Here is a 21,725-nt window from a genome sequence, read left to right as displayed (position 1 = left end):
TTCGAAGAGAACAAAGGTAACCTCAGACATCGACAAACAGGAATTTTGGAAAACAGACATTGACGGATTAGAGAACAGAATCTGCACGAAAGCAGACTCCTGCGCAAACGCAGCGAAATGGTGCTTTGTCCGCATCTAACCAGTTCGAACACGATGCAGCGAAAGGCAGGTGTATGGATACGAAAGGTTTCTCAGAATTTCATCTGTACCAACCATATGACACACGACTGTCGCCTATTTTTACTCGACTCAGACATGACAGGCGATTGTAACGCAGAACGAACCTACGAATAGCGCTTTCGGCGTTAACGTACTATTCTGCCCTCTACCGAAGCAGACCCCTTTGTACAAAAATTTCAGTACCAAACCCGTGTACAAAATATACAAAACTGCGCGCGGGGCGGCTACCTGTTGGTAATCCAACGGCACTGATAGGGCGCAAAACTTAGATCTGTGCCGGTGGCATAAACTGCTTCGCCCGACAGCACATCAACCCAATCATCCCCGTCAATCAGGTTGATCGAACTTGGCGCGATGGTGACTGTTTGATCACTGACATTATGCAGCGCAAAAATAGATTGCGACCGGTCCAGGCTTTGCCGCCATATTCCGAATATGCGTTCATCCAATTGCAGCGTGAATTGCGTAGCATTTGGATGGAAAGCGGGCTGCGCACCCCGGATTGAGATACGCTTTTTCAATGAATTCAATGCTTTGCTTTGAATGCTGTCCGGATCATCGAGCAACGCGCGCAAGGTCGGGTAATCCCATCTGTGGCGATTGATCGACCGCGCACGGCCTGTTTTTGCAACCGCACCCGAGTCATTTGACGTGGCCAGCATAGCGTGAATATAAAATGCAGGGATCCCTTCCAGCGCCATAACAATCGTCTGACTGGCCAAAAAGCGATCCATTTGCAAATCATCTTCGCCCTCAAATGTGCCCTTCATTGCATCGAAAAAGGTGATGTTCAGCTCATAAGGCGCTTCGCCTCCGCCGGGCATGGCGCGCATGGACACTTGCCCACCAAAATCTTTAACCTTTTGTATTATTTTACCTTTTTCGTCATCAGAAAGGATATCTTCGACAGGTCGCATGCCGATCCCATCGTGGCTGGCCGAGAAATTCAGATAAGCGCACCCCAATTGTGCAGGCGGCATTGAAACTTGCCAGCGGTTCAATTCGCGCGCTGATCCGCTTAGCATCGCATGCAGCAAAAGCGGTGGAAGTGGAAAATTATAGATCGCGTGCGCTTCGTTCCGATTACCGAAATAGCTTAGGTTTTCAGTCTTAGGCACATTGGTTTCAGTCAATAAAATAACGTGTTCTGTAGCAAAATCACACAGCAATCGCATCAGCCGAACGATAGCATGCGTCTGGGGCATATGGATGGATTTGGTGCCAATCTCTTTCCAGATGAAAGCCACGGCATCTAGGCGGATTACCCGAACTCCATGATCGATATGCAGCCGCATAATCCGCAAAAATTCCAGCAAAACCTGCGGGTTACGAAAATCCAGGTCAACCTGATCATGGCTGAAGGTACACCAAACGTGGCGTGTCCCGCGGCTTGTTTCAACTTGGCGCAGCAGCGGGTTCACACGGGGTCTGACGACATGCCTTAGATCATCATCAGGCGACGCCTCAAAGAAAAATTTATCATATGGATCATGGCCTTGCAGGTAAGAGTTAAACCACGTCCCCTGACTGGATACGTGGTTCAGTACCAGATCGGACATCAACATAAAGTCCTGTGAAATTCGGGTGATATCGGCCCAATCCCCAAGGGAAGGATTGACCGCGCGATAGTCCGTCACCGAAAAACCATCGTCTGATGTATAGGGGAAAAAGGGCAGAATATGCACGCCGTCTACGGTCCCTTTTAGATACCGCAGCAGGAAATCGCGTAATAAATCCAGTGGTTTATGCGTACCATCGACGATCGAATTTCCATAGGTGATCAGCAATGCGTCGCGTTCGGACCACAGATTGTTCCCGGGCACCCGCCCCCGTCTGCGGCGCGATGTACCGTCGGGCCAAAAGGCCTCAATCACCTGACTGGCCAGAATATCGTGACTGACATCGGGATAAATTGCCGCCAAAAGGTCGGCCAGTTTTTGGCTAAATGAACGGCTTAGATCAGTCATCGCGCAGGCTTACGTTGTTGCATCCGCACCGTTAAGCCAGCCCAGATGCCTAAACGTCAAGTCTGTGGCTTACAACAGGTGAAAAAAGATCAGCGTCTTGAAAAATAAGCCTAAAAACTAGCCAAGTGCGTAACCGGCACCGCGAACAGTGCGGATCGGGTCCTGACCTTCGTACTGGCAAAGCGCCTTGCGCAGCCGTCCGATGTGCACATCGACCGTACGCGTATCAACGTAAATATCGCGCCCCCAAACACGGTCCAAAAGCTGTTCGCGGCTCCAGACGCGGCCCGGTTTTTCCATGAATGTGGACAGCAGGCGAAATTCGGTTGGGCCTAACTTTAGTGGTGCCCCACCGCGCATCACACGGTGTGTTTCGGCATCCAACACAATGTCTTCAAATTCCAGCTTTAGTCCAATAGAAGCAGGCCGCGTGCGGCGCAACTGTGTACGTACACGCGCCATCAGTTCGACCAGAGAATAGGGTTTGACGACATAATCATCCGCGCCCGTTTCAAGCCCGCGCACGCGGTCAACCTCTTCGCCGCGTGCAGACAACATGATAATCGGTACGCTGCGCGTATCGGGGCGCATTTTTAGACGGCGGCATACTTCGATCCCGCTGACATTGGGCAACATCCAGTCCAGCACGATGATGTCTGGCGACAACTCATCTACCAGCAGCAATGCTTCTTCGCCATTTTCAGCCTTTGAAACTAAGAAACCTTCGGCTTCAAGGTTATAGGCAAGAACTTCGCGCTGTGCCGGTTCGTCTTCAACCACCAGAACACTGGGTTGATCTGCGGCCATATCCCTATACTCCGGTCATATCATAGGAGGTACGATCCCCTTTGGGACGCGATTCATCGGGCATTTCGCCCGTCACATAGTAAATTACCTGTTCACAGATCGAAGTGACGTGATCGCCCATTCGTTCGATGTTTTTAGCGATGAAATGTAGATGCATACAGGCCGTGATGTTGCGCGGATCTTCCATCATGAACGTCAAAAATTCGCGAAATAGTGCATTGTACATCTGGTCCACATCATGATCACGCATACGCACATCCTGCGCCAATTCGGGATCGCGCTGAATATAGGCATCCAGCGCGTCTTTCAGCATGCTTTCAACCTCTTTCGCCATACGTCGCAGCGCGACCGATGTGCCATCGATCTGCTGCATCTGCACCAGAATACCGGTTCTTTTGGCCATGTTTTTCGCATAATCGCCAATGCGTTCAAGGTTTGCGCTGATTTTCATAACGCTTAGAACAATCCGCAAATCCTGGCCCATAGGCGCGCGCAGGGCGATGACGCGGGATGCTTCTTCGTTCACCTGTTCTTCCAGCGCATCAATACGTTTGTCATTATCACGCACGGTTTCAGCCAGCTCTTCATCACGATTTTCAAGCGATTTGGCGGCGTCAACGATAGCCTGTTCAACAAGACCGCCCATTTTGACGATTAGCGCCTGAACCGCTTCCAGGTCACGATCAAAGCCGGATACGATATGTGGTTCGTTCATCTGATATCTCCTTAGCCGATCCGGCCCGTGATATAGCTTTCGGTACGCGGGTCTTGAGGATTGGTAAAAATGTCACCAGTCTGACCGTATTCAACCAGATTACCCAGATGGAAAAAGGCTGTTTTCTGACTAACGCGCGCCGCCTGCTGCATTGAATGTGTGACGATCACCACCGAATAGCTTTGGCGCAGTTCGTCTATCAGCTCTTCGACTTGCGCTGTGGCAATGGGATCAAGCGCCGAACAAGGTTCATCCATCAGCAAGATTTCAGGTTCTGTGGCCACCGCGCGCGCAATGCAAAGGCGCTGCTGCTGACCGCCTGACAACCCGGTGCCAGGTTCGTTCAGACGGTCTTTCGCCTCGTCCCACAGGGCAGCGCGACGCAAGGATTTTTCAACGATCTCATCCAGACCTGCTTTGTTTTGGGCCAGGCCATGGATTTTCGGACCGTAAGCAACGTTATCATAAATAGATTTTGGAAATGGGTTTGGCTTTTGGAAAACCATACCAACCTTGGCACGCAATTGCACCGGATCAACAGCCTTGTCATAAATATCTTCGCCATCAATGCGGATGTCCCCTTCGACGCGGGCCACATCAATTGTATCGTTCATTCTGTTGATACAACGCAGAAATGTGGATTTACCGCATCCAGAAGGACCAATAAAAGCAGTCACTGTCTTATCAGCGATACTCACATCAACATCTTTGATCGCATGATTGTCGCCATAATACACCTGCACACCTTTGGCAGAAATTTTGATGTCGCTGGTGTCCACGTCTCTCTCCAGTCGTCTCATATCGTTCATCATATCTCTCCTACCAACGGCGTTCAAAGCGGCGGCGCAACAGGATTGCGATCAGGTTCATCGTCATCAGGAACAAAAGCAAGATGATAATCCCGCCCCACGCCCGTTCGTAATATGCCGGATCGGCCCGTTTGGCCCATTCGAAAATCTGTGCGGGCATGGCTGAATTCGGGTCAAGAAAGCCCTCTTGAATGCCATTGGGATACTCTGAAGCGATAAAACCCACCATCCCGATCAACAGCAGTGGCGCCGTTTCACCCAAAGCCTGCGCAAGGCCGATGATCGTACCAGTCAGAATGCCGGGCATGGCCAGGGGCAGAACGTGGTGAAAGACTGATTGCATCTTTGACGCACCAACCCCAAGGGCCGCATCGCGGATCGATTGCGGCACAGATTTCAGTGACGCGCGGGTCGAAATAATGATTGTGGGCAATGTCATAAGGGTCAGAACCAGCCCCCCCACCAACGGGGCAGACTGCGGCAGATGCGCAAACTGGATAAAGGCCGCCAAACCCAGAATGCCGAAAACAATCGACGGAACGGCGGCAAGGTTTGATATGTTGACCTCTATAATGTCCGTAAATCTGTTCTGCGGGGCAAATTCCTCAAGGTAGATCGAAGCCGCCACACCAATCGGCAAAGATAGGCACAGCACAACCAGCATCATAAAGAACGACCCAATCATTGAAGCCCCAATGCCCGCTTGTTCTGGCCGTGCCTCGGACGCGTCGGTGCCCGTGATGAAGCCCCAGTTGAACACACGTTCAACCACACCCAGTTCTTTCAGATCATCAATCAACAGCAGATGCGCGGACGAAATGTTGCGGTCGCGCGCAATCGACTCGCGCGTGACACGGCCCTTTAGGTACCCATCAACCCGGCTTGAGGCCAGAAAGCGAAATTCAATCGTTTCCCCAATCTGATCAGGATTGCCCAAAACATAGTCGCGCAGTTGGGCCGCTGCACTGGCTGACATGATCGCCCGCATATCACCCCCATCTTCAAGCAAAGTTTCAATGCCCAGACTTTCGACTTTGTTTTCCAAAGCACTGTTGATCAACGGTGCATAGCCGAACGTTGATACCTTTTTGATATCCGCCGGGTTACGATTGCCGTTCTTGTCCAGAACATCTTCATTCAAAGTAACATTCATCGTAACAAAGGTTTGCGTAAAGGCGTTGGTCCCATTCACAATGATCGCCGACAACAGGGCGACCAGAAACACCAAACCGATGCCAACCGCGATCATACCATAAATCTTAAACCGTTTTTCGGCAGCATTCCTGCGACGCGTCCGCTGATCAAGCTTTAGGAGGGATGTTTTTTTGGGTGCCCCACCGGGGGCTGCGGGCTGTGTCACGGTGGCGTCGGTCATTCGTACTGCTCCCGGTATTTGCGCACGATATAAAGGGCGAATACGTTCAGACCCAAGGTGATCACGAACAAGGTCATGCCAAGGGCGAACGCCACCAAGGCCTCGGGCGATGAAAAATCTGCGTCGCCGGTCAGTTGGCTGACGATTTTCGCGGTGACGGTTGTCATGGCGTCAAAGGGGTTCATGCTAAGCCGGGCGGCCGCCCCTGCCCCCAGAACCACGATCATCGTTTCCCCGATGGCACGCGATGCGGCCAAAAGGATCGCGCCGACGATGCCGGGCAAAGCGGCAGGCAAAACAACCTGACGGATCGTTTCTGAATGCGTGGCACCCAGCCCAAGGGACCCGTCGCGCATGGCTTGGGGAACCGCGTTGATAATATCGTCGGACAGCGAACTGACGAAGGGGATCAGCATAATGCCCATCACCAAACCGGCGGTCATCACGGCCGTACCCCCTTGCATCCAGTTCAGACCCAACGCGCCGTCATCGCCAAAAGCGCTGACCAGCAACGGCCCAACGGTCAGCAATGCAAAAAGCCCGTAAACGATTGTGGGAATACCAGCCAGCACCTCAAGCATGGGTTTGGCAAAGGCACGTACGGGCGATGACGCGTATTCAGACAAGTAAATCGCCGCGAACAGCCCAATTGGAACGGCAACCAACAGCGCAATTACCGAAATATAGAACGTGCCCCAAAGCAGCGGCAGAATGCCCAGTTCTGATCCACCGCCAAAGCTTGGGCTCCAAGTCGTGCCGAAAAAGAAATCTGCAAACGCGCTTAAATAATCGCCCGTTGTCACACTGAATGTTTCACCCGTTACTGATGTCATTTGATCCAGCAAGGCCACATTCCCAAGCGGGCAGTTCTGTAGGTTCATGTCAGCCGCACGCAATGCCGCAAGGTGGGTTTGTTCATAGTTATCCACTTCGCTTAGACACGCCTGGATCGAAAAGAATTCGCCTGTTGTGAAAATCAGCGACAAGACGATGCCCACTGTGGTCAGGATCGCAATCGATGCGGCCCCAAGCAGCAGGGTATAGATCGTTTTTTCGACTGTGTTACGCGCCCGAAACGTGACAGAGGTTTTGCGGAACGCATAGGCAAATCCGGCCAATGCAATGCCGATCACAAAGATCGCGCGCAGCATGTCACCTGTGGATGTCATGGTGCGGTATTCCTGCGCGGCTTGCAGAACCTCGGGCCTGACGCTTGATCCAAGAACGACGCCCGCCTGGCCTAAGCGCGCGCGAATATCACTGGATCCTGCCTGAACAGATCGCGCATCTTCTTCTGTCATGAAGCCTTGGCTGACCGCCACATCCAAACCATTGGCAAGGCGCTGCACGTCACTCATCACAAGGCCGATTGTGCTGCCTGGGTCAATGGTATCTGCCGGAATATGACTGCGTACGCTTGAGCTGACGATCAGCGGCTGTGCAAGCATCCATATTACCAGCAACAGAAACGATGGAACGATCGTAAAAATCGCGATGTTTGATCCATAATAAGATGGTAAAGAATGCAGCTTGCGCTTGTCACCGCTGGCAACCGACATTGCCCGCGACGTGCCGACGAAAAATCCGATTACGGCAAGCGAGACAATGATCAAAAAAAGCCAAAACGAAGACATGGCGCAGCACTCTCTGGGTTAAATAGAGAAGTTGAATGAGGCGCAGCGGGGGCAGCACAAGACTGCCCCCAAAGCAATTTACATATTTGTGCCGATGGTATCTTCGTCAGAAACCATCGTCTGTGTTTGACCAAGCTCTGGATCAGATACCAGACCATATTGCGCCAGTGGACCGTCTGGGCCGGCGATTTCATCGGCCACGAAGAATTCAGCAAATTCTTTCAGGCCGGGGATCACACCGATATGGGCCTTTTTGATATAGAAATACAGCGGACGTGATACCGGATATTCCCCGCTGGAAATCGTGGCAACTGTCGGTTCAACACCAGCCATTGTCGCCACTTGCAGCTTGTTTGTATTGTTTTCATAAAACGACAGACCAAACACACCGATGCCGTCTTTATTCGCGTCGATGCGGGCCAGTGTTTCGGTGTAATCACCGTCGATATCGACCGAGCGACCGTCTGTGCGCAAGCTCATGCATTTTTCTTCGGCTGTGTCTTCGTCAACACCGCTGTCCAGCATGGCCTGAAAGAAACCGCCATCTTCACAGCCCTGCAGGATCACTTTTTCTTCGAAAACTTCGCGTGTGCCGTGCTTGGTGCCCGGAACGAATGCTTGAATTTCCTGGTTGGGAAGATCTGCGCGTACCTGATCCCAAGTGGTGAACTGGTTTGGAACCAGTTGGCCGTCGATAAAGTGTTCGGCAGCCAGCGCTTTGTACCAATCTTCTTGTGTGAATTCGAACGAATTGCCGTTCACGTCAGATGCGAAAACAATACCGTCATAGCCGATGCGCACTTCGATGATGTCTGTCACACCATTTTCGGCACAAATTTGAACTTCACGTTCGCGGATTGCGCGGGACGCGTTTGCGATGTCGATTGTGTTGGCACCAACACCTTCGCAGAAACGCTTTAGACCCGCAGAGGACCCGCCTGATTCAACGACAGGGGTGGGGAATTCAAAATTTTCACCAAAGGCTTCTGCAACGATGGATGCATAGGGCAGCACAGTTGACGAACCGGCGACCTGAACTTGATCACGGGCCGAAGCAGCAGTTGCGGAAACAGCAGCGATCGCCAGGGCAGAGGCGGTCAGTTTCACGAAAGACATAAGGAAAGCTCCCAGTTGATAGGTTCTGGCCCTATTGTGGACCTATGCGATGGCTACCCATTGCGCACTATGCTTTTGTGAAGTTTTTGTAACAGTTTTATGACGATCCGGGAATTCCTGATCCGGATTATGAAAAACTTGCACCTGCACGTGTAATCGGCCCCTGATCAATCGGTAAAAGCACTGTAAAACAAGTGCCAACACCCTGTTCACTGTCCACACGCATGCGTCCGCGGTGGCGACTGACAATATGCTTCACAATCGCCAATCCAAGTCCTGTTCCCCCCATTTCACGCGACCTGTGGTTGTCTACGCGATAAAATCGTTCCGTTAAACGAGGAATATGGAGTGGATCGATTCCCTCGCCCTGATCCTGAACCTGAAGTTTCACGGCTGGACCACGCAGCGATGGGTCGCGCGTACTTGTCGTCAGATCAACATGAATCGTCTGATCATTGCGACCGTATTTGATGGCATTATCGATCAGATTGGTTAGCACTTGCATCAGTTGATCTGGATCACCCTGAACCCAAATTGGTGCATTATCTAAGGTAAATTCAATTTTTCCGCCGTTTTCTTCGGCAAGCGGACGCAACGTATCAACCGCTGAACCGACAATGGCCGCAAGATCAATACGTTCATTGGGGCGCATTCGTTCTTCGCCCTCGACCCGGCTCAGTGACAACAGATCGCGGACCAACCGGTTCATACGCGTGGCTTCACGCTCCATTATGCCCAGAAATCTGTCGCGGGCTTTTTCGTCATTGCGCGCAGCCCCGCGTAGCGTTTCGATAAACCCCAGCAAGGCCGTCAACGGCGTTTTCAGTTCATGACTGACGTTCGCCACAAAATCCCGACGCATCTGGCCCAGTTCTTCCAGATGGGTGGTGTCTTCCAACGTCACAATGACCGCAGGTTGCCCCGCATAAGTGATCGGTGAACACCGCACAGCGAAGGTCGTATCGCGCCCGGCCTCTGATCCGAAATAGCGTGTTTCATGGGTTTGACCGCTGCCAAGTGCGTTTTCAATCGTATCCAACAGCGCAGGCTGACGCAAAACCGTTACATAGTTGCGCCCAGTCAAACCACGGCCAAACAAATCTTCGGCCCTTGGGTTTAGGGCGATCACCGTTTCGTCTTGCGCAATCACCACAAGGGGCAGCGGAACAGCGGATATCACCGAAATCAAAACATCATGATCCATGGCTTGCCCGCCCCCAAACGTCTATGACGTCGCTTTTGCGGCGTTCAAACCTTGGATAATCTCGCCTTGCAACAAATTTATATCTTCGACACCAACGGACAGGCGAAAGAACCCTTCTTGAACGCCCATGCGAAGACGTTGGTCTTCGGTCAGCGCACGGTGTGATGATGATGCGGGATGCGAGATGGTCGTGTTGATATCCCCAAGGGTCGGGGCAAAGGCAAGATTTTCGCATCCCTTCACAAAAGCATTGGCCACATTGCGACCACCGTCGATTTCAAAACTCAGCATGTTGCCGCCCTGTCCATTCAGCAGGAACTGCGCGCGATTATGATCCGGGTGATCAGGACGTGTGGGATAGATCACGCGTTTGATCATTGGGTGGTCGGCAATATGGTCGGCCAGGGTTTTGGCATTCTGGCAAGCGCGTTCGTAACGCAGATCGAAGGTGTACAGACCCCGTTCGGCCAGCCAGCAATCAAAGGGGCTGGCGGTCAACCCAAGGGTGGCAATGATCCCGTCAAGCTGTTCGCTGTGTGCGGGATCCTTGGCGGCAACATAGCCCAACATCGCATCCGAATGCCCTGCCAACAGCTTGGTCACGGAATGAATGATGATATCGGCGCCATTGTCGAACGGGCTGTATCCGCGCGGCGTCGTAAACGTGTTATCGACGGCCAGCAGAGTATCGTTTTCCTTACAGAGGGCTGCGATGCCTTCCATGTCTGCCACGCGGATTGTGGGATTCGATACGACCTCGACCAGGATTAGTTTTGTGTTTGGACGAATGGCCTGCGCCATGGCATCGGCATCGGTGGAATCCGCCAGTGATGTTTCGATCCCGAAACGCGGCAAATCATCGGCCAACATGCGCAGAGACCGGCCATAAAGCTGGCTACCACCCACAACGTGATCGCCCGCCTTTAGCAAGCCCAGCATCACAGCCGTAACCGCAGCCATGCCCGAACTGACGACAATTCCGCCTTCGGCCCCTTCTAGCCCGTCAATCAACGTGGCCAAAGCCGTTGCATTCGCGTGCCCTTCGCGGGAATAAACAAAGCCCGGCGTGATGCCGTCGTATTGATCATCCAGCATGTCAGGACTGTCAGACGCATAAACGACGGATGGCTGCAAAGGTGACACAACAGGGCGACTGGCGCTTGCAGGAAAATGGCCACGCCGAACGAATGTTTTTTTCATGTTTGGGTCTTTCAAAGTGGTTTCAATCCCGCCCGAAAGCGGCGCATGTTGTCTTGATAATGCAATGCCGACGCATGCAGCATCTGGATCGCGTTTTCATCCAGCTGCCGCACGACCTTGCCCGGTGCGCCCATGACCAGACTGCCATCAGGAATATCTTTGCCTTCGGTGATCAGAGCCCCTGCCCCGATCAAACAATTTTTACCGATTTTGGCACCGTTCAGAACAGTCGCGCCCATGCCGATCAGACTTTGATCACCAATTGTGCAGCCGTGCAGCATCACCTTATGCCCGATCGTGCAATTTTCACCGATGGTCAGCGGGGATCCCATATCAGTGTGAAAGACACAGTTTTCCTGAACATTGCTGCCTGCGCCAACAGTAATCATCTCATTATCGCCGCGCAATGTGGAACCAAACCAGACTGATGCCGCCGTTTCGATCCGGACCTTGCCAATCAGATTGGCATCAGGCGCAATCCATGTGTCATCTGCAATTTCGGGGGCAATGCCATCAAGGGAATAAAGCGTCATGGCAAATCCTCAAACTGTTGTTGCAATGTGCGCACATGGTTCGTCAGACCGGGCTGTTGAGACCGGCGCAATCGCGTGGCCTTCAGGATTGTTTTCAGCTGATCTTCGGTTGCATCCAGATCGTCATTCACCAGCACAAAATCATAACCATCCCAATGGCTGATCTCATCCCAGCTTTTCTGCATTCGGCGTTCGATCACATCACTGGCGTCCTGGGCGCGTTCCACCAAGCGACGGTGCAATTCTGCAATGGATGGCGGCAAAAGAAAAATCGACAACGTATGTCGACCCAATGCCGAGTTGCGGATCTGCTGCGCACCTTGCCAATCAATATCGAACAATACGTCCCGTCCCGCTGAAATCGCGGTTTCCACAGGGCCTTTGGGCGATCCATAGAAGTTTCCGAAAACATGCGCATGTTCCAGCATTTCACCACTGGCCACTTGGGCCTTGAATTCAGCATCTGTAGAAAAGTGATAATCTATACCGTTTTTTTCGCCCGCACGCGGCGCGCGTGTCGTGGCCGAGATCGAAAAGCGGATATCAGGGTCCCAAGTCATCAGCCGTTTGGCCAATGTCGATTTTCCGGCACCCGAAGGTGACGACAGAATGATAAGAAGGCCACGGCGCTGGATCATATTATTCAACATTTTGAACCTGTTCACGCATCTGATCAATCACTGCCTTCAGGTCAAGCCCGATCCGCGTCAGATCCACTGATCCAGATTTAGAACAAAGCGTGTTGGCTTCGCGATTAAATTCCTGAGACAGAAAATCCAGCTTGCGGCCCACCGGCCCATCTGCAGCCAGCAAGTCACGCGCTGCATCAACGTGGGCTTTCAGGCGATCGATCTCTTCGGTGATGTCGGCTTTGACCGCCAGCAGCGCCAATTCCTGTGTCACGCGTGCTTCATCGACGTTATCCGTATTTTCCAGGACCCGCGCCAATGCTGTTTTCAGCGCTTCTGCCGCATCGCCCTGGCGCGCCTTGGCGGCAATTGCGGCTTGATCTGTCAAAGTTGCAATTTGGGTAATATGGTTTTCCAGAACATGTTGCAGCGCCGCCCCTTCGGATTGCCGCGCGTTCAAAAAATCGTCCAGAACCGGTTTGAAATCTTCCAGCAACAGCGCCTTTAACTGGGTTGTATCTGATGTCTGCGCGACCGCTTGATAAACTGACTTATGCTGCAAAAGATCAAAGGCGGATACATTGGCAAGCGGCACGTCCGCGCGGTTGGCCTGCGCTTCGATATGGGCGATTGCATCAAGCAGTTTGTTCAGTTGATCTGTATTGATCTCAATCGGAACTGTTGCCTCGTCGCGTGTCAGACGAAGGTTAATATTGATGCTGCCACGCACCATCTTCTTCGACGCAGTCGCTTTGATCGATTGTTCAAGCCCTTCGATCCAGTCCGGAATACGCAGGCGCAAATCGAAACCTTTTGCGTTAACGCCGCGTATGTCCCATTGCCAAGCATATCCTTGGCCTTCGCCTGTTTTTGCTGCAAATCCGGTCATTGACTGCATCTGCTATCCCCCATCATTTTTAGTTACTTATGCGGCTTAGACCCGATTGAGCAAGTCTGTCTTTGCGATCATGCCCGTTCTTTCATCACAGCCTTTGCAGATGTGGCAGCCGTACGTCCAGTTAACCAATCATATACAATTTTAGTTACATTTCGCTTTAAACCGCTAATTTTAATGAAATGGTAATGAATATGAATCGGACGTTAACACGCCCCGAACTCAGTTAAGACTTATGGTCAGGCAAATGAACGAACAGCGCACTCAGATTCAAAGCAAAGATAATGTCGTCTCACTTTTTGATTTCCAGCCCGAACAGATCGTTTCATCAACCGATGAAGTTGAAAAGTATTGGAATAAAATTCGGAATGGACGCATGCTGCCCTATCGTTCTGATGTAGATCCCCGGGGTATCGAAAATTCTTTGGAATACGCCTTTATCGTTGAACGCATTGCACCAGGTCTTGCGCGTTTTCGCCTGACCGGATCACATTTGAAGGACCTGATGGGCATGGATGTACGCGGGATGCCGTTGACCTGCATGTTTACCCCCGAGTCCCGCAAGCAGATGACCGGGTATATTGAACGCCTGTTTGATGGACCCGAAACAATATCGCTTTCACTGACCGCTGAAACCGGAATGCGCCGTCCGCAAATCTTTGCCAAGATGGTTCTTTTACCGCTGAAAAGCGATCTGGGTGATGTGAGCCGTGCGCTTGGTTGCATTGTCACGCAAGGCAAAATTGGCCGCTCACCGCGCCGGTTCGACATAGATTTTGCCAATTGCAAATTGATCAATTCAAAGCCTGCATGTCAAAAGCTTGTACAACCACAGCCAAGCCATCAGACAGAAACGAAAAAGCCGGACGATATCCGTCCGGCCCTGACTTTGTTGACGTTTGACAACTGATTAAACCGCAGCAGCATCCATGTTTGCGATGCGAAGATCCGACAGTTCCTCGGCCACCAAAAACGCCAGTTCAAGCGCTTGACTGGCGTTTAGCCGTGGGTCGCAGGCTGTGTGATAACGATCACTTAGATCTTCTTCGGACACTGCGCGCACACCGCCGGTGCACTCCGTTACATCCTTGCCGGTCATTTCGAAATGCACGCCCCCTGGAATTGTACCTTCGGACTTGTGAATGGCAAAAAATTCCTGAACTTCGCGTAGAACACTTTCAAAAGGCCGTGTCTTATATCCAGTCGCGGATTTGATGGTATTACCGTGCATCGCATCACAGGACCAAAGCACATTGGCACCTTCTTCGCGTACAGTCTTGATCAAACGGGGCAGATGTTCGCCAACAGACCCTGCACCGAAACGTGCGATTAACGTCAGTCGCCCGGCTTCATTTTCAGGGTTCAGCTTTTGCATCAGAATTTTCAGATCATCCGCAGTTGTGGTTGGCCCGCATTTCAGTCCGATCGGGTTTTGCACTCCGCGACAAAATTCCACATGCGCGCCGTCAGGCTGACGTGTCCGGTCACCGATCCAGATCATATGACCAGACCCTGCCACCCATTGGCCACTGGTGGAATCGATCCGCGTCAACGCCTCTTCATATTCCAGCAACAAGGCTTCGTGGCTGGTGTAAAAATCCACGGATTGCAGCGTATGTGCAGTCGCTTTATTGATCCCGGCAGCCTGCATAAAGTCCAACGTGTCGCTGATACGATTGGCCATATCGCGATATTTCTCGGCCTCGTCCGCATCCGTAAAACCCAATGTCCAGCCGTGAACCTGATGCACATCGGCATAACCGCCTGTTGAAAACGCACGCACAAGGTTCAGCGATGCCGCAGCTTGTGTATAAGCCTGCAACATGCGTGATGGATCGGGGATGCGCGCCTCGGGCGTGAAGTCGAAACCGTTAACGATATCACCGCGATAGCTGGGCAGTTCCTGATCGCCTTTCACTTCTGTCGGGGCACTGCGCGGCTTGGCGAATTGTCCTGCCATACGACCCACTTTGACCACTGGAACCTTTGCGCCATACGTCAGAACCATAGCCATTTGCAGCATCACCTTGAAGGTGTCGCGGATTGTATCTGCGGAAAATTCCGCAAAACTTTCGGCGCAATCCCCACCTTGCAACAAGAATGCTTCGCCCCGCGATGCGGCACCCAATTGCTTTTTCAGCCTGCGTGCTTCGCCTGCAAAAACCAACGGAGGATACTGTGAAAGCTGGGCTTCAGCCGCTTTTAGTGCCACATCATCCGTATATTCAGGCATCTGAACCCTAGGCTTGTTGCGCCAGTCAGATTTGTGCCAATTGGTCATTGTCTTTGCTCCGGTTAGCGATATCAGATGCCCCATATAGCGAATGATACCCCTTTTTGCCAATGCCTTTCCGCAGTGCTTTACCCTTGAATGCGCCTTGTAAAACTGTTGTGGTGCAGCACGACACTAAAACAGGTTGGCTCATGCCATTGGAAAATCAGATTACCCCCATCGACACGGCTGACCCAAAGTCCCGTAAATTTGCGTTTGTCCTGATGGATAATTTCACAATGCTATGCTTTGCAGCAGCTGTTGAATCCTTGCGCATTGCAAACAGAATGTCGGGTAAAACGATTTATGAATGGGTTGTGCTAAGCGACAGCGGCGATGTTGTGACCTGTTCAGCCGGTATATCGTTTCAGGTTGATGGTGATCTGTCAGAACTGTCACGCGATGACACGATTTTGTTGTGTGGCGGTATTGATATTCAGATCGCGACAACCAAACGGATATTGAACTGGCTGCGCCGTGAAGCGCGCAAAGGCGTGACCATCGGCGGGTTGTGTACCGCCGGGTATTCACTGGCCAAGGCTGGTTTGCTGGATGGTAAAAAGGCTACAATCCATTGGGAAAATCAGGATAGCTTTATCGAAGAATTCGAAGACGTTGATCTGACAAAATCAATCTTTGTCATGGATGGCAACCGCTATACGACTGCCGGCGGAACATCATCGATTGATTTGATGCTGAAGCTGATTGCAAACAATCACGGGGAAGAACTGGCCAATGCCGTGGCTGATCAGTTGATCTACAATTCGATCCGAACCGATCAGGATACCCAACGATTGTCGACACCCACGCGCATCGGGGTACGGCATCCAAAGCTAAGCCAGGTCATTCAGATTATGGAATCCAACATAGAAGAACCGATCAGCCCCTCGATCCTGGCCCAGAATGTCGGGATGAGCACGCGCCAACTGGAACGCTTGTTCCGTCGTTATCTGAACCGCTCGCCCAAGCGATATTATATGGAACTGCGCCTGCAAAAGGCACGTAATCTGCTGATGCAAACAGACATGAGCGTGATCAACGTGGCCTTGGCTTGCGGTTTTGCATCTCCATCGCATTTTTCAAAATGCTACAGATCGCATTACGATACAACGCCTTATCGTGAACGTGGTGCACAGGCTGCGCGCTTGTCGATCTGACGACGATAGAACCCAACCAGCTGAACCACGCCTTGCCGCCTGCGCGCCAGCGGTCTATGACGCAGAAAAAGTTTTGCCCACACGGAAGGCCAGCCAATGATCCCTCGTTATTCCCGCCCTGATATGGTTGCCATCTGGTCACCTGAAACCAAATTTCGCATCTGGTATGAGATCGAGGCGCATGCCTGCGACGCCATGGCCGATTTGGGCGTGATCCCCCGCGAAAATGCGGATGCGGTGTGGAAGGCCAAGGATGTGGACTTTGACGTTGCCCGAATTGACGAAATTGAGGCCGTCACCAAACACGACGTCATCGCCTTTCTGACCCATCTGGCCGAACATGTGGGCAGCGAAGAGGCCCGCTTTGTCCATCAGGGCATGACCAGTTCCGATGTGCTGGACACCTGTTTCAATGTCCAGCTCGTACGTGCGGCGGATATTCTGCTGGCCGATATGGATAACCTGCTGGCCGCGCTGAAACGGCGGGCGTATGAACATAAAGACACCATTCGGATCGGCCGAAGCCATGGCATTCACGCCGAACCCACCACGATGGGTCTGACCTTTGCCCGCTTTTACGCCGAGATGGACCGCAACAAACGCCGACTTCAGGTCGCGCGCGAAGAGATTGCAACAGGTGCGATCAGCGGCGCCGTCGGCACTTTTGCCAACATCGATCCCGCGGTCGAGGCGCATGTCTGTGACAAACTGGGCCTGGTGCCTGAACCGATCAGCACACAAGTTATCCCCCGCGATCGCCATGCCGCGTTTTTTGCCGCCCTTGGCGTTGTGGCGTCCTCGATCGAAAATATCGCGATCGAAGTGCGCCATATGCAACGGACCGAGGTGTTGGAGGCCGAAGAATTCTTCAGCGCCGGTCAAAAGGGATCCAGCGCCATGCCCCATAAGCGCAATCCGGTGCTGACCGAAAACCTGACGGGCCTAGCGCGTCTGGTCCGCATGGCTGTGATCCCCGCGATGGAAAATGTCGCCCTTTGGCACGAACGCGATATCAGCCACAGTTCCGTCGAACGCAACATCGGCCCCGATGCGACAATCACATTGGATTTTGCTCTGGCCCGTCTGACCAGCGTTGTCGATAAACTGGTGATTTACCCCGATAACATGCTGGCCAATATGAACAAATTCCGCGGCCTGGTCATGAGCCAGCGCGTGCTGCTGGCCCTGACCCAAGCTGGCGTCAGCCGCGAAGACGCCTATCGCCTAGTGCAACGTAACGCCATGAAGGTCTGGGAAGAGGGCAAGGATTTTAAAACAGAATTGCTTGGCGACCCAGATGTAACCGCGGCACTGTCAAAGGATGACATCGAAGAAAAATTCGACCTTGGGTATCACACCAAACATGTCGATACGATCTTTGCACGGGTGTTTGAAACAGCCTAAAGCTTCAGCAAGTTGCTTCTCATCACTCATAAAATATTGCGGCATCAGCATTGTCCAAAAGCGTTCAATCAAACAACCTTCAAGAATGTTAAGAATGCACTTTGTGACAGTATAGTATTATGATATGTCGAATTTGCTTATTTTAGCATTTTAAATAATTTTTTTTGAGGAGTTATATTATGTCTGATGAATTCATTTTTGTACCAAATGGCGAAATCCTGACAGAGAATGGTGTTGTTGTAGAGTATGAGTGGGTAGAGTCCCCAGAGCTTATTGCTAACTATCTCATGGCTGACGAAATGCTCGCAGCATGGTTTCAGGATTTCCTGATCAACCCTGAAGAGGCTGAGGCAAAGCCAACACCAGTCCCGGTGAGAGATATGCCTGTTCTGGTTGCCAATGTTGACGTTTGGGCCGAAACTTTTGAACTTCTTGGCTGGTGCGGGAATGATGGTCTACCTGTGCCGTTCACCCCTGATGATTGGCGCAATCCAGAAGAGCCAGATGATTGTGGTGGTCCCTTCTTCACGGACATTGGTACATTCGAAGAAATGGGCTTTCTTTAAGTTTGTTCAGCCAACGGATATTGCAGAAGCACGTCTATTGACTGTGCTTATGTGGAATACAGATGACTATCGGTTAGCGCTGATAGTCATTTTAAGTCGCACGTTCTTCCAACAGCAGCCATTCTTCTTCTGCAGCCTGAAGCGCAGCCTGGCGTTCAACCAACGCCTCTGTTCCCTTTTGAAATTTCACCGGTTCTTTGCTGAACAAATCAGGTGCAGCCAGAAATTCTTCCAGCTTGGCAATTTCTGCCTCAAGTCGTTCAATCACCGAAGGCAGTTCTTCCAGACGATGTTTTTCGGTAAAACTAAGCCCTGGTTTAGTTTCTTTTTGAACCGTCGGCTTACCGTTTTTTGCAGACGATTTTAATGCGACATCCGGTGTTTTGGCCACAGATCTTTGCGTTTGATAATCGCTCCATCCGCCGGCATAGGTTACGGCCGTGCCCTGCCCCTCCATCGCGATTGTCGTGGTCGCGACACGGTCCAGAAAGTCGCGGTCGTGGCTAACCAAAAGGACTGTGCCATCGTATTCCCCCAAGATGTCCTGCAGCAGATCAAGCGTTTCTATATCCAAATCATTCGTCGGTTCGTCCAATATCAGCAGATTGCTTTCCCGTGCCATGATCTTGGCCAATAACAAGCGTGCCTTTTCGCCGCCCGAAAGACTTTTGACAGGCGCACGCATCTGTCTGTCATCAAACAGAAAATCTTTCAGATAGCCCACAACATGCCGTGGTGTGCCCCGCACCATGACCTGATCGGCCTTGCCAGACACACGCATATCCGGATCACCGGTCATACTGTCCCAAAGCGACATTTTCGGATCCAATTGCGCGCGCGCCTGATCAAAAACAGCCAATTGCAAATTCGTACCCAACGTGACGCTGCCGTCATCTGGCGCGACCTCGCCGGTCAGCATTTTCAGCAACGTTGTCTTACCCACCCCGTTTGGTCCGACAAAGGCCACACGGTCACCACGCTGCACTCGGATCGAAAAGTCGCTGACGATCACCTTGCCTTCAAACTCTTTGGATATGCCTTTGGCTTCGATCACTTTTTTTCCGGACTTTGATCCCGACTCCAGCGCCATATCCGCAGCCCCCTGACGACGAATCATGCTTGATCTTTCGGCCCGCAATTCCTGTAATGCCCGCACACGGCCCTGATTGCGTTTACGGCGCGCGCTGATGCCTTCAACGGCCCACCGCGCTTCGGATTTGATTTTACGATCCAACTTGTGACGTGCATCGTCTTCCTCTTCCCACGTCTTGTCGCGCCAGGCCTCAAAGGTGCTGAACCCTTTTTCCTGTCGCCGCACCATTCCCCTGTCAATCCAAAGGGTTGCGCGGGTTAGTTCATTCAAAAACGCACGGTCATGGCTTATCAGAACATAGGCACTACGGGTTTCTTTCAATTCCCGTTCAAGCCATGCAATCGCTTCGATATCCAGATGGTTGGTCGGTTCATCCAACAACATCAACTCTGGCGCTTCGGCCATTAGCTTAGCCAATGCTGCCCGCCTGCGTTCCCCGCCCGATGCTGTATCAATAGGTGTTTCAGGTTTAAACTTCAGACCTTCTGCATACATATCGGCACGGTATGCGTCTGCCGGATCCAAACCACTTGCGGCGTAGTCACCCAAAGTCGCAAACCCCGCCATGTCAGGGTCTTGTTCCATATATCCGACAGCGACCCCCGGCGGAATAACACGTGTGCCGTGATCCGCTTCGACCAGCGCTGCCATCACCTTCATCAGGGTCGATTTGCCCGATCCGTTGCGCCCAACCAACGCCACACGATCACCGGGTTGCACCACCAGCGACAGATCGGAAAATACAGGATCACCGCCAAATGTCAGCGAGATATCGGAAAGCTGTAATAAAGGGACACGTGCCATGGGCCCCAGCTAGACACGGTGGCGGGGCGCGTCAAGTCACCCTGCAACGGCACGTAAAAGCCGCGCGCGTGCTGGCGGGATCGCCTTGATCTCAAGTCCAGTGAAAACATGCAGCGTGTTCAGATCACGGTCCACAACCGCATGATCGCTAACCCAGCCCCCCATCACCAGATACGTCTTTAACAATGGCGGCATCCGCAGCATCGCCTGCTTGCGATCTGGCTTGCCCCGCAACAGATTGGTAAAGCGAAACACACTGGGGGCTTTAACCTTGGGCAACCAGCGTTTTGGTGCCAGATGGCGATCCCGTAATATCGCAAATGCGTCATGATAATCTGCCGCATCAATGCCCTGAAACGACGAACACCCAAACAACAGCTCGACCCCTGCATTATCGACATATTTGGTCATCGCAGCCCAGGCCACACGCAGGATATTTGCATCATAACAATCCGGATCAATACAAAATCGTCCCATTTCAACCATCGGACCCTTAAAATCCTGCAAGGCTGATAACTCGTAATATTGTGCCGAATAGCTTTCGCCGATGTGCTGGCCACCGTTCAAAGGTAATAAACGAAAACAGCAGACAAGCGCGTTAGTTTTTATGTCTTCGACCAGAACATGATCACATTTTTCATCAAAACTATCCTGATCAACACCAACGCTGTCATAATCCCGAAACGCCTTGTATCGAAGCTGTTGCGCGCGCAGAACATCACTTTGCCCGTCCGCCAATCGCGCATTATAATTGCCTTTTTTAAAGACCAACATCGCCGATCCTTTCTGGCGCGCTGCAAATTCAGACCTATCTATCTATAAAATGATCTGACACACCAGATGTGTCAAAGTTTTGACGACAGGACAGAATATATGGACAAAGTGATCAAATCCGAAGACGAATGGCGCGCAAAGCTGGATGATATGGAATATAAAGTGTTGCGCAAACACGGCACAGAACGCGCCCATACACATGACAATTTTCCAAAAGATCCAGGCACATTCCTGTGCAAAGGATGTGGCGCCCCCTTATTTGATCAAGCCACAAAATTCGAATCCGGCACCGGCTGGCCTTCTTTCTATGCCCCGCTTGAGGGCGACATGGTTGGCGAAAGCGAAGATAACAGTTGGTTCATGCGCCGGACAGAAGTTCACTGTAATCGGTGTGATGGCCACTTGGGCCATGTCTTTCCCGATGGCCCCCAACCCACAGGCCTGCGGTATTGCATCAACGGTGTCGCGTTGAAATTTGAACCCGAAGAATAAACACTTGCGATTAATCAATGAACGGGCCAAACAAAGCGGCAATCGCAAAGCAAAGGCCTTTCATTGTTGTATAAATACTCATTGTGCGAGGTGCAAAAC

Annotated in this window: 20 protein-coding genes; 5 read left to right on the top strand and 15 right to left on the bottom strand. The window is 51.9% G+C overall.

What is annotated here, in order from left to right:
- Positions 1-404 precede the first annotated feature (404 nt).
- From HRQ87_RS10960 to HRQ87_RS10905, 12 genes are all read right to left on the bottom strand, one after another.
- Positions 405-2,147 carry a sugar phosphorylase gene (locus HRQ87_RS10960; RefSeq protein ID WP_174138218.1) on the bottom strand — a complete coding sequence of 581 codons (1,743 nt, stop codon included), beginning with the start codon at positions 2,145-2,147 and terminating at the stop codon, positions 405-407.
- A gap of 117 nt (positions 2,148-2,264) precedes the next feature.
- Positions 2,265-2,954 (bottom strand): phosphate regulon transcriptional regulator PhoB, encoded by a 690-nt coding sequence (gene phoB, locus HRQ87_RS10955; RefSeq protein ID WP_174138216.1) that lies wholly within the window; start codon positions 2,952-2,954, stop codon positions 2,265-2,267.
- Between the two features lie 4 nt (positions 2,955-2,958).
- Positions 2,959-3,669, bottom strand: a complete 711-nt coding sequence (gene phoU / locus HRQ87_RS10950) for a phosphate signaling complex protein PhoU (protein WP_174138215.1) — start codon at positions 3,667-3,669, stop codon at positions 2,959-2,961.
- A gap of 11 nt (positions 3,670-3,680) precedes the next feature.
- On the bottom strand, positions 3,681-4,478 hold the full coding sequence (pstB, locus tag HRQ87_RS10945) for a phosphate ABC transporter ATP-binding protein PstB (RefSeq protein WP_174138213.1): 798 nt from the start codon (positions 4,476-4,478) through the stop codon (positions 3,681-3,683).
- A gap of 10 nt (positions 4,479-4,488) precedes the next feature.
- Positions 4,489-5,853 (bottom strand): phosphate ABC transporter permease PstA, encoded by a 1,365-nt coding sequence (gene pstA, locus HRQ87_RS10940; RefSeq protein ID WP_174138211.1) that lies wholly within the window; start codon positions 5,851-5,853, stop codon positions 4,489-4,491.
- A complete protein-coding gene (pstC, locus tag HRQ87_RS10935; protein ID WP_174138209.1) occupies positions 5,850-7,487 on the bottom strand; it encodes a phosphate ABC transporter permease subunit PstC in 1,638 nt (545 codons plus the stop codon). Before pstC ends, pstA begins: the two co-directional genes overlap by 4 nt.
- 78 nt (positions 7,488-7,565) lie before the next feature.
- Positions 7,566-8,603, bottom strand: coding sequence for a substrate-binding domain-containing protein (locus HRQ87_RS10930; protein WP_174138207.1), 1,038 nt, complete (start codon positions 8,601-8,603; stop codon positions 7,566-7,568).
- A gap of 127 nt (positions 8,604-8,730) precedes the next feature.
- The gene (locus HRQ87_RS10925; protein ID WP_174138205.1) at positions 8,731-9,807 is read right to left on the bottom strand and encodes a sensor histidine kinase; all 1,077 of its coding nucleotides are present in this window, start codon (positions 9,805-9,807) and stop codon (positions 8,731-8,733) included.
- 21 nt (positions 9,808-9,828) lie between these two features.
- Entirely contained in the window at positions 9,829-11,007 is a 1,179-nt protein-coding gene (locus HRQ87_RS10920; RefSeq protein WP_174138203.1) for a trans-sulfuration enzyme family protein, read from the bottom strand.
- An 11-nt stretch (positions 11,008-11,018) separates the two neighbouring features.
- Positions 11,019-11,540, bottom strand: a complete 522-nt coding sequence (locus tag HRQ87_RS10915; RefSeq protein WP_174138201.1) for a gamma carbonic anhydrase family protein — start codon at positions 11,538-11,540, stop codon at positions 11,019-11,021.
- Positions 11,537-12,178 (bottom strand): guanylate kinase, encoded by a 642-nt coding sequence (gmk, locus tag HRQ87_RS10910; protein WP_425501550.1) that lies wholly within the window; start codon positions 12,176-12,178, stop codon positions 11,537-11,539. The genes HRQ87_RS10915 and gmk overlap by 4 nt, the downstream gene beginning before the upstream one ends.
- Position 12,179: 1 nt before the next feature.
- Positions 12,180-13,058 carry a YicC/YloC family endoribonuclease gene (locus tag HRQ87_RS10905; RefSeq protein ID WP_174138197.1) on the bottom strand — a complete coding sequence of 293 codons (879 nt, stop codon included), beginning with the start codon at positions 13,056-13,058 and terminating at the stop codon, positions 12,180-12,182.
- Between the two features lie 253 nt (positions 13,059-13,311).
- Between HRQ87_RS10905 and HRQ87_RS10900 the strand changes: the two genes are divergently transcribed.
- A complete protein-coding gene (locus HRQ87_RS10900; protein ID WP_174138195.1) occupies positions 13,312-13,974 on the top strand; it encodes a PAS domain-containing protein in 663 nt (220 codons plus the stop codon).
- Here HRQ87_RS10900 and HRQ87_RS10895 read toward each other — a convergent pair whose 3' ends face one another.
- Positions 13,975-15,345 (bottom strand): class II 3-deoxy-7-phosphoheptulonate synthase, encoded by a 1,371-nt coding sequence (locus tag HRQ87_RS10895; protein ID WP_174138193.1) that lies wholly within the window; start codon positions 15,343-15,345, stop codon positions 13,975-13,977. It abuts the gene before it with no gap.
- 143 nt (positions 15,346-15,488) lie between these two features.
- Between HRQ87_RS10895 and HRQ87_RS10890 the strand changes: the two genes are divergently transcribed.
- From HRQ87_RS10890 to HRQ87_RS10880, 3 genes are all read left to right on the top strand, one after another.
- Positions 15,489-16,493 (top strand): GlxA family transcriptional regulator, encoded by a 1,005-nt coding sequence (locus HRQ87_RS10890; RefSeq protein ID WP_174138246.1) that lies wholly within the window; start codon positions 15,489-15,491, stop codon positions 16,491-16,493.
- Positions 16,494-16,589: 96 nt separating this feature from the next.
- A complete protein-coding gene (gene purB, locus HRQ87_RS10885; RefSeq protein WP_174138191.1) occupies positions 16,590-17,897 on the top strand; it encodes an adenylosuccinate lyase in 1,308 nt (435 codons plus the stop codon).
- Positions 17,898-18,076: 179 nt separating this feature from the next.
- Positions 18,077-18,463: a hypothetical protein gene (locus HRQ87_RS10880; RefSeq protein WP_174138189.1), complete on the top strand. Its 387-nt coding sequence runs from the start codon at positions 18,077-18,079 to the stop codon at positions 18,461-18,463.
- Positions 18,464-18,554: 91 nt separating this feature from the next.
- Here the strand turns inward: HRQ87_RS10880 and HRQ87_RS10875 are convergent, their stop codons facing one another.
- Complete coding sequence (locus HRQ87_RS10875; protein ID WP_174138187.1) at positions 18,555-20,360, bottom strand: ABC-F family ATP-binding cassette domain-containing protein; 1,806 nt, start codon at positions 20,358-20,360, stop codon at positions 18,555-18,557.
- A 36-nt stretch (positions 20,361-20,396) separates the two neighbouring features.
- Entirely contained in the window at positions 20,397-21,134 is a 738-nt protein-coding gene (locus tag HRQ87_RS10870; protein ID WP_174138185.1) for a GNAT family N-acetyltransferase, read from the bottom strand.
- A 99-nt stretch (positions 21,135-21,233) separates the two neighbouring features.
- On the opposite strand from HRQ87_RS10870, the gene msrB reads away from it, so the two are divergent.
- Complete coding sequence (gene msrB / locus HRQ87_RS10865) at positions 21,234-21,626, top strand: peptide-methionine (R)-S-oxide reductase MsrB (RefSeq protein WP_174138183.1); 393 nt, start codon at positions 21,234-21,236, stop codon at positions 21,624-21,626.
- Positions 21,627-21,725 lie beyond the last annotated feature (99 nt).

Origin of the sequence: Parasulfitobacter algicola (assembly GCF_013315265.1) — a bacterium.
GTDB classification, from domain to species: domain Bacteria; phylum Pseudomonadota; class Alphaproteobacteria; order Rhodobacterales; family Rhodobacteraceae; genus Parasulfitobacter; species Parasulfitobacter algicola.
The sequence above is the reverse complement of the archived record's forward strand: the minus strand, read 5'-3'. Positions and strand labels throughout refer to the sequence as shown.

What these genes read in the sequence shown, in the direction of transcription:
- HRQ87_RS10895 (WP_174138193.1), bottom strand. Translation starts at nt 15,345, where the DNA reads ATGACCAATTGGCACAAATCTGACTGGCGCAACAAGCCTAGGGTTCAG.
- HRQ87_RS10920 (WP_174138203.1), bottom strand. Translation starts at nt 11,007, where the DNA reads ATGAAAAAAACATTCGTTCGGCGTGGCCATTTTCCTGCAAGCGCCAGT.
- phoB (WP_174138216.1), bottom strand. Translation starts at nt 2,954, where the DNA reads ATGGCCGCAGATCAACCCAGTGTTCTGGTGGTTGAAGACGAACCGGCA.
- pstA (WP_174138211.1), bottom strand. Translation starts at nt 5,853, where the DNA reads ATGACCGACGCCACCGTGACACAGCCCGCAGCCCCCGGTGGGGCACCC.
- HRQ87_RS10960 (WP_174138218.1), bottom strand. Translation starts at nt 2,147, where the DNA reads ATGACTGATCTAAGCCGTTCATTTAGCCAAAAACTGGCCGACCTTTTG.
- phoU (WP_174138215.1), bottom strand. Translation starts at nt 3,669, where the DNA reads ATGAACGAACCACATATCGTATCCGGCTTTGATCGTGACCTGGAAGCG.
- HRQ87_RS10925 (WP_174138205.1), bottom strand. Translation starts at nt 9,807, where the DNA reads ATGGATCATGATGTTTTGATTTCGGTGATATCCGCTGTTCCGCTGCCC.
- gmk (WP_425501550.1), bottom strand. Translation starts at nt 12,178, where the DNA reads ATGATCCAGCGCCGTGGCCTTCTTATCATTCTGTCGTCACCTTCGGGT.
- HRQ87_RS10915 (WP_174138201.1), bottom strand. Translation starts at nt 11,540, where the DNA reads ATGACGCTTTATTCCCTTGATGGCATTGCCCCCGAAATTGCAGATGAC.
- HRQ87_RS10930 (WP_174138207.1), bottom strand. Translation starts at nt 8,603, where the DNA reads ATGTCTTTCGTGAAACTGACCGCCTCTGCCCTGGCGATCGCTGCTGTT.
- HRQ87_RS10890 (WP_174138246.1), top strand. Translation starts at nt 15,489, where the DNA reads ATGCCATTGGAAAATCAGATTACCCCCATCGACACGGCTGACCCAAAG.
- HRQ87_RS10905 (WP_174138197.1), bottom strand. Translation starts at nt 13,058, where the DNA reads ATGACCGGATTTGCAGCAAAAACAGGCGAAGGCCAAGGATATGCTTGG.
- HRQ87_RS10875 (WP_174138187.1), bottom strand. Translation starts at nt 20,360, where the DNA reads ATGGCACGTGTCCCTTTATTACAGCTTTCCGATATCTCGCTGACATTT.
- pstB (WP_174138213.1), bottom strand. Translation starts at nt 4,478, where the DNA reads ATGAACGATATGAGACGACTGGAGAGAGACGTGGACACCAGCGACATC.
- HRQ87_RS10900 (WP_174138195.1), top strand. Translation starts at nt 13,312, where the DNA reads ATGAACGAACAGCGCACTCAGATTCAAAGCAAAGATAATGTCGTCTCA.
- pstC (WP_174138209.1), bottom strand. Translation starts at nt 7,487, where the DNA reads ATGTCTTCGTTTTGGCTTTTTTTGATCATTGTCTCGCTTGCCGTAATC.
- msrB (WP_174138183.1), top strand. Translation starts at nt 21,234, where the DNA reads ATGGACAAAGTGATCAAATCCGAAGACGAATGGCGCGCAAAGCTGGAT.
- HRQ87_RS10880 (WP_174138189.1), top strand. Translation starts at nt 18,077, where the DNA reads ATGTCTGATGAATTCATTTTTGTACCAAATGGCGAAATCCTGACAGAG.
- HRQ87_RS10870 (WP_174138185.1), bottom strand. Translation starts at nt 21,134, where the DNA reads ATGTTGGTCTTTAAAAAAGGCAATTATAATGCGCGATTGGCGGACGGG.
- purB (WP_174138191.1), top strand. Translation starts at nt 16,590, where the DNA reads ATGATCCCTCGTTATTCCCGCCCTGATATGGTTGCCATCTGGTCACCT.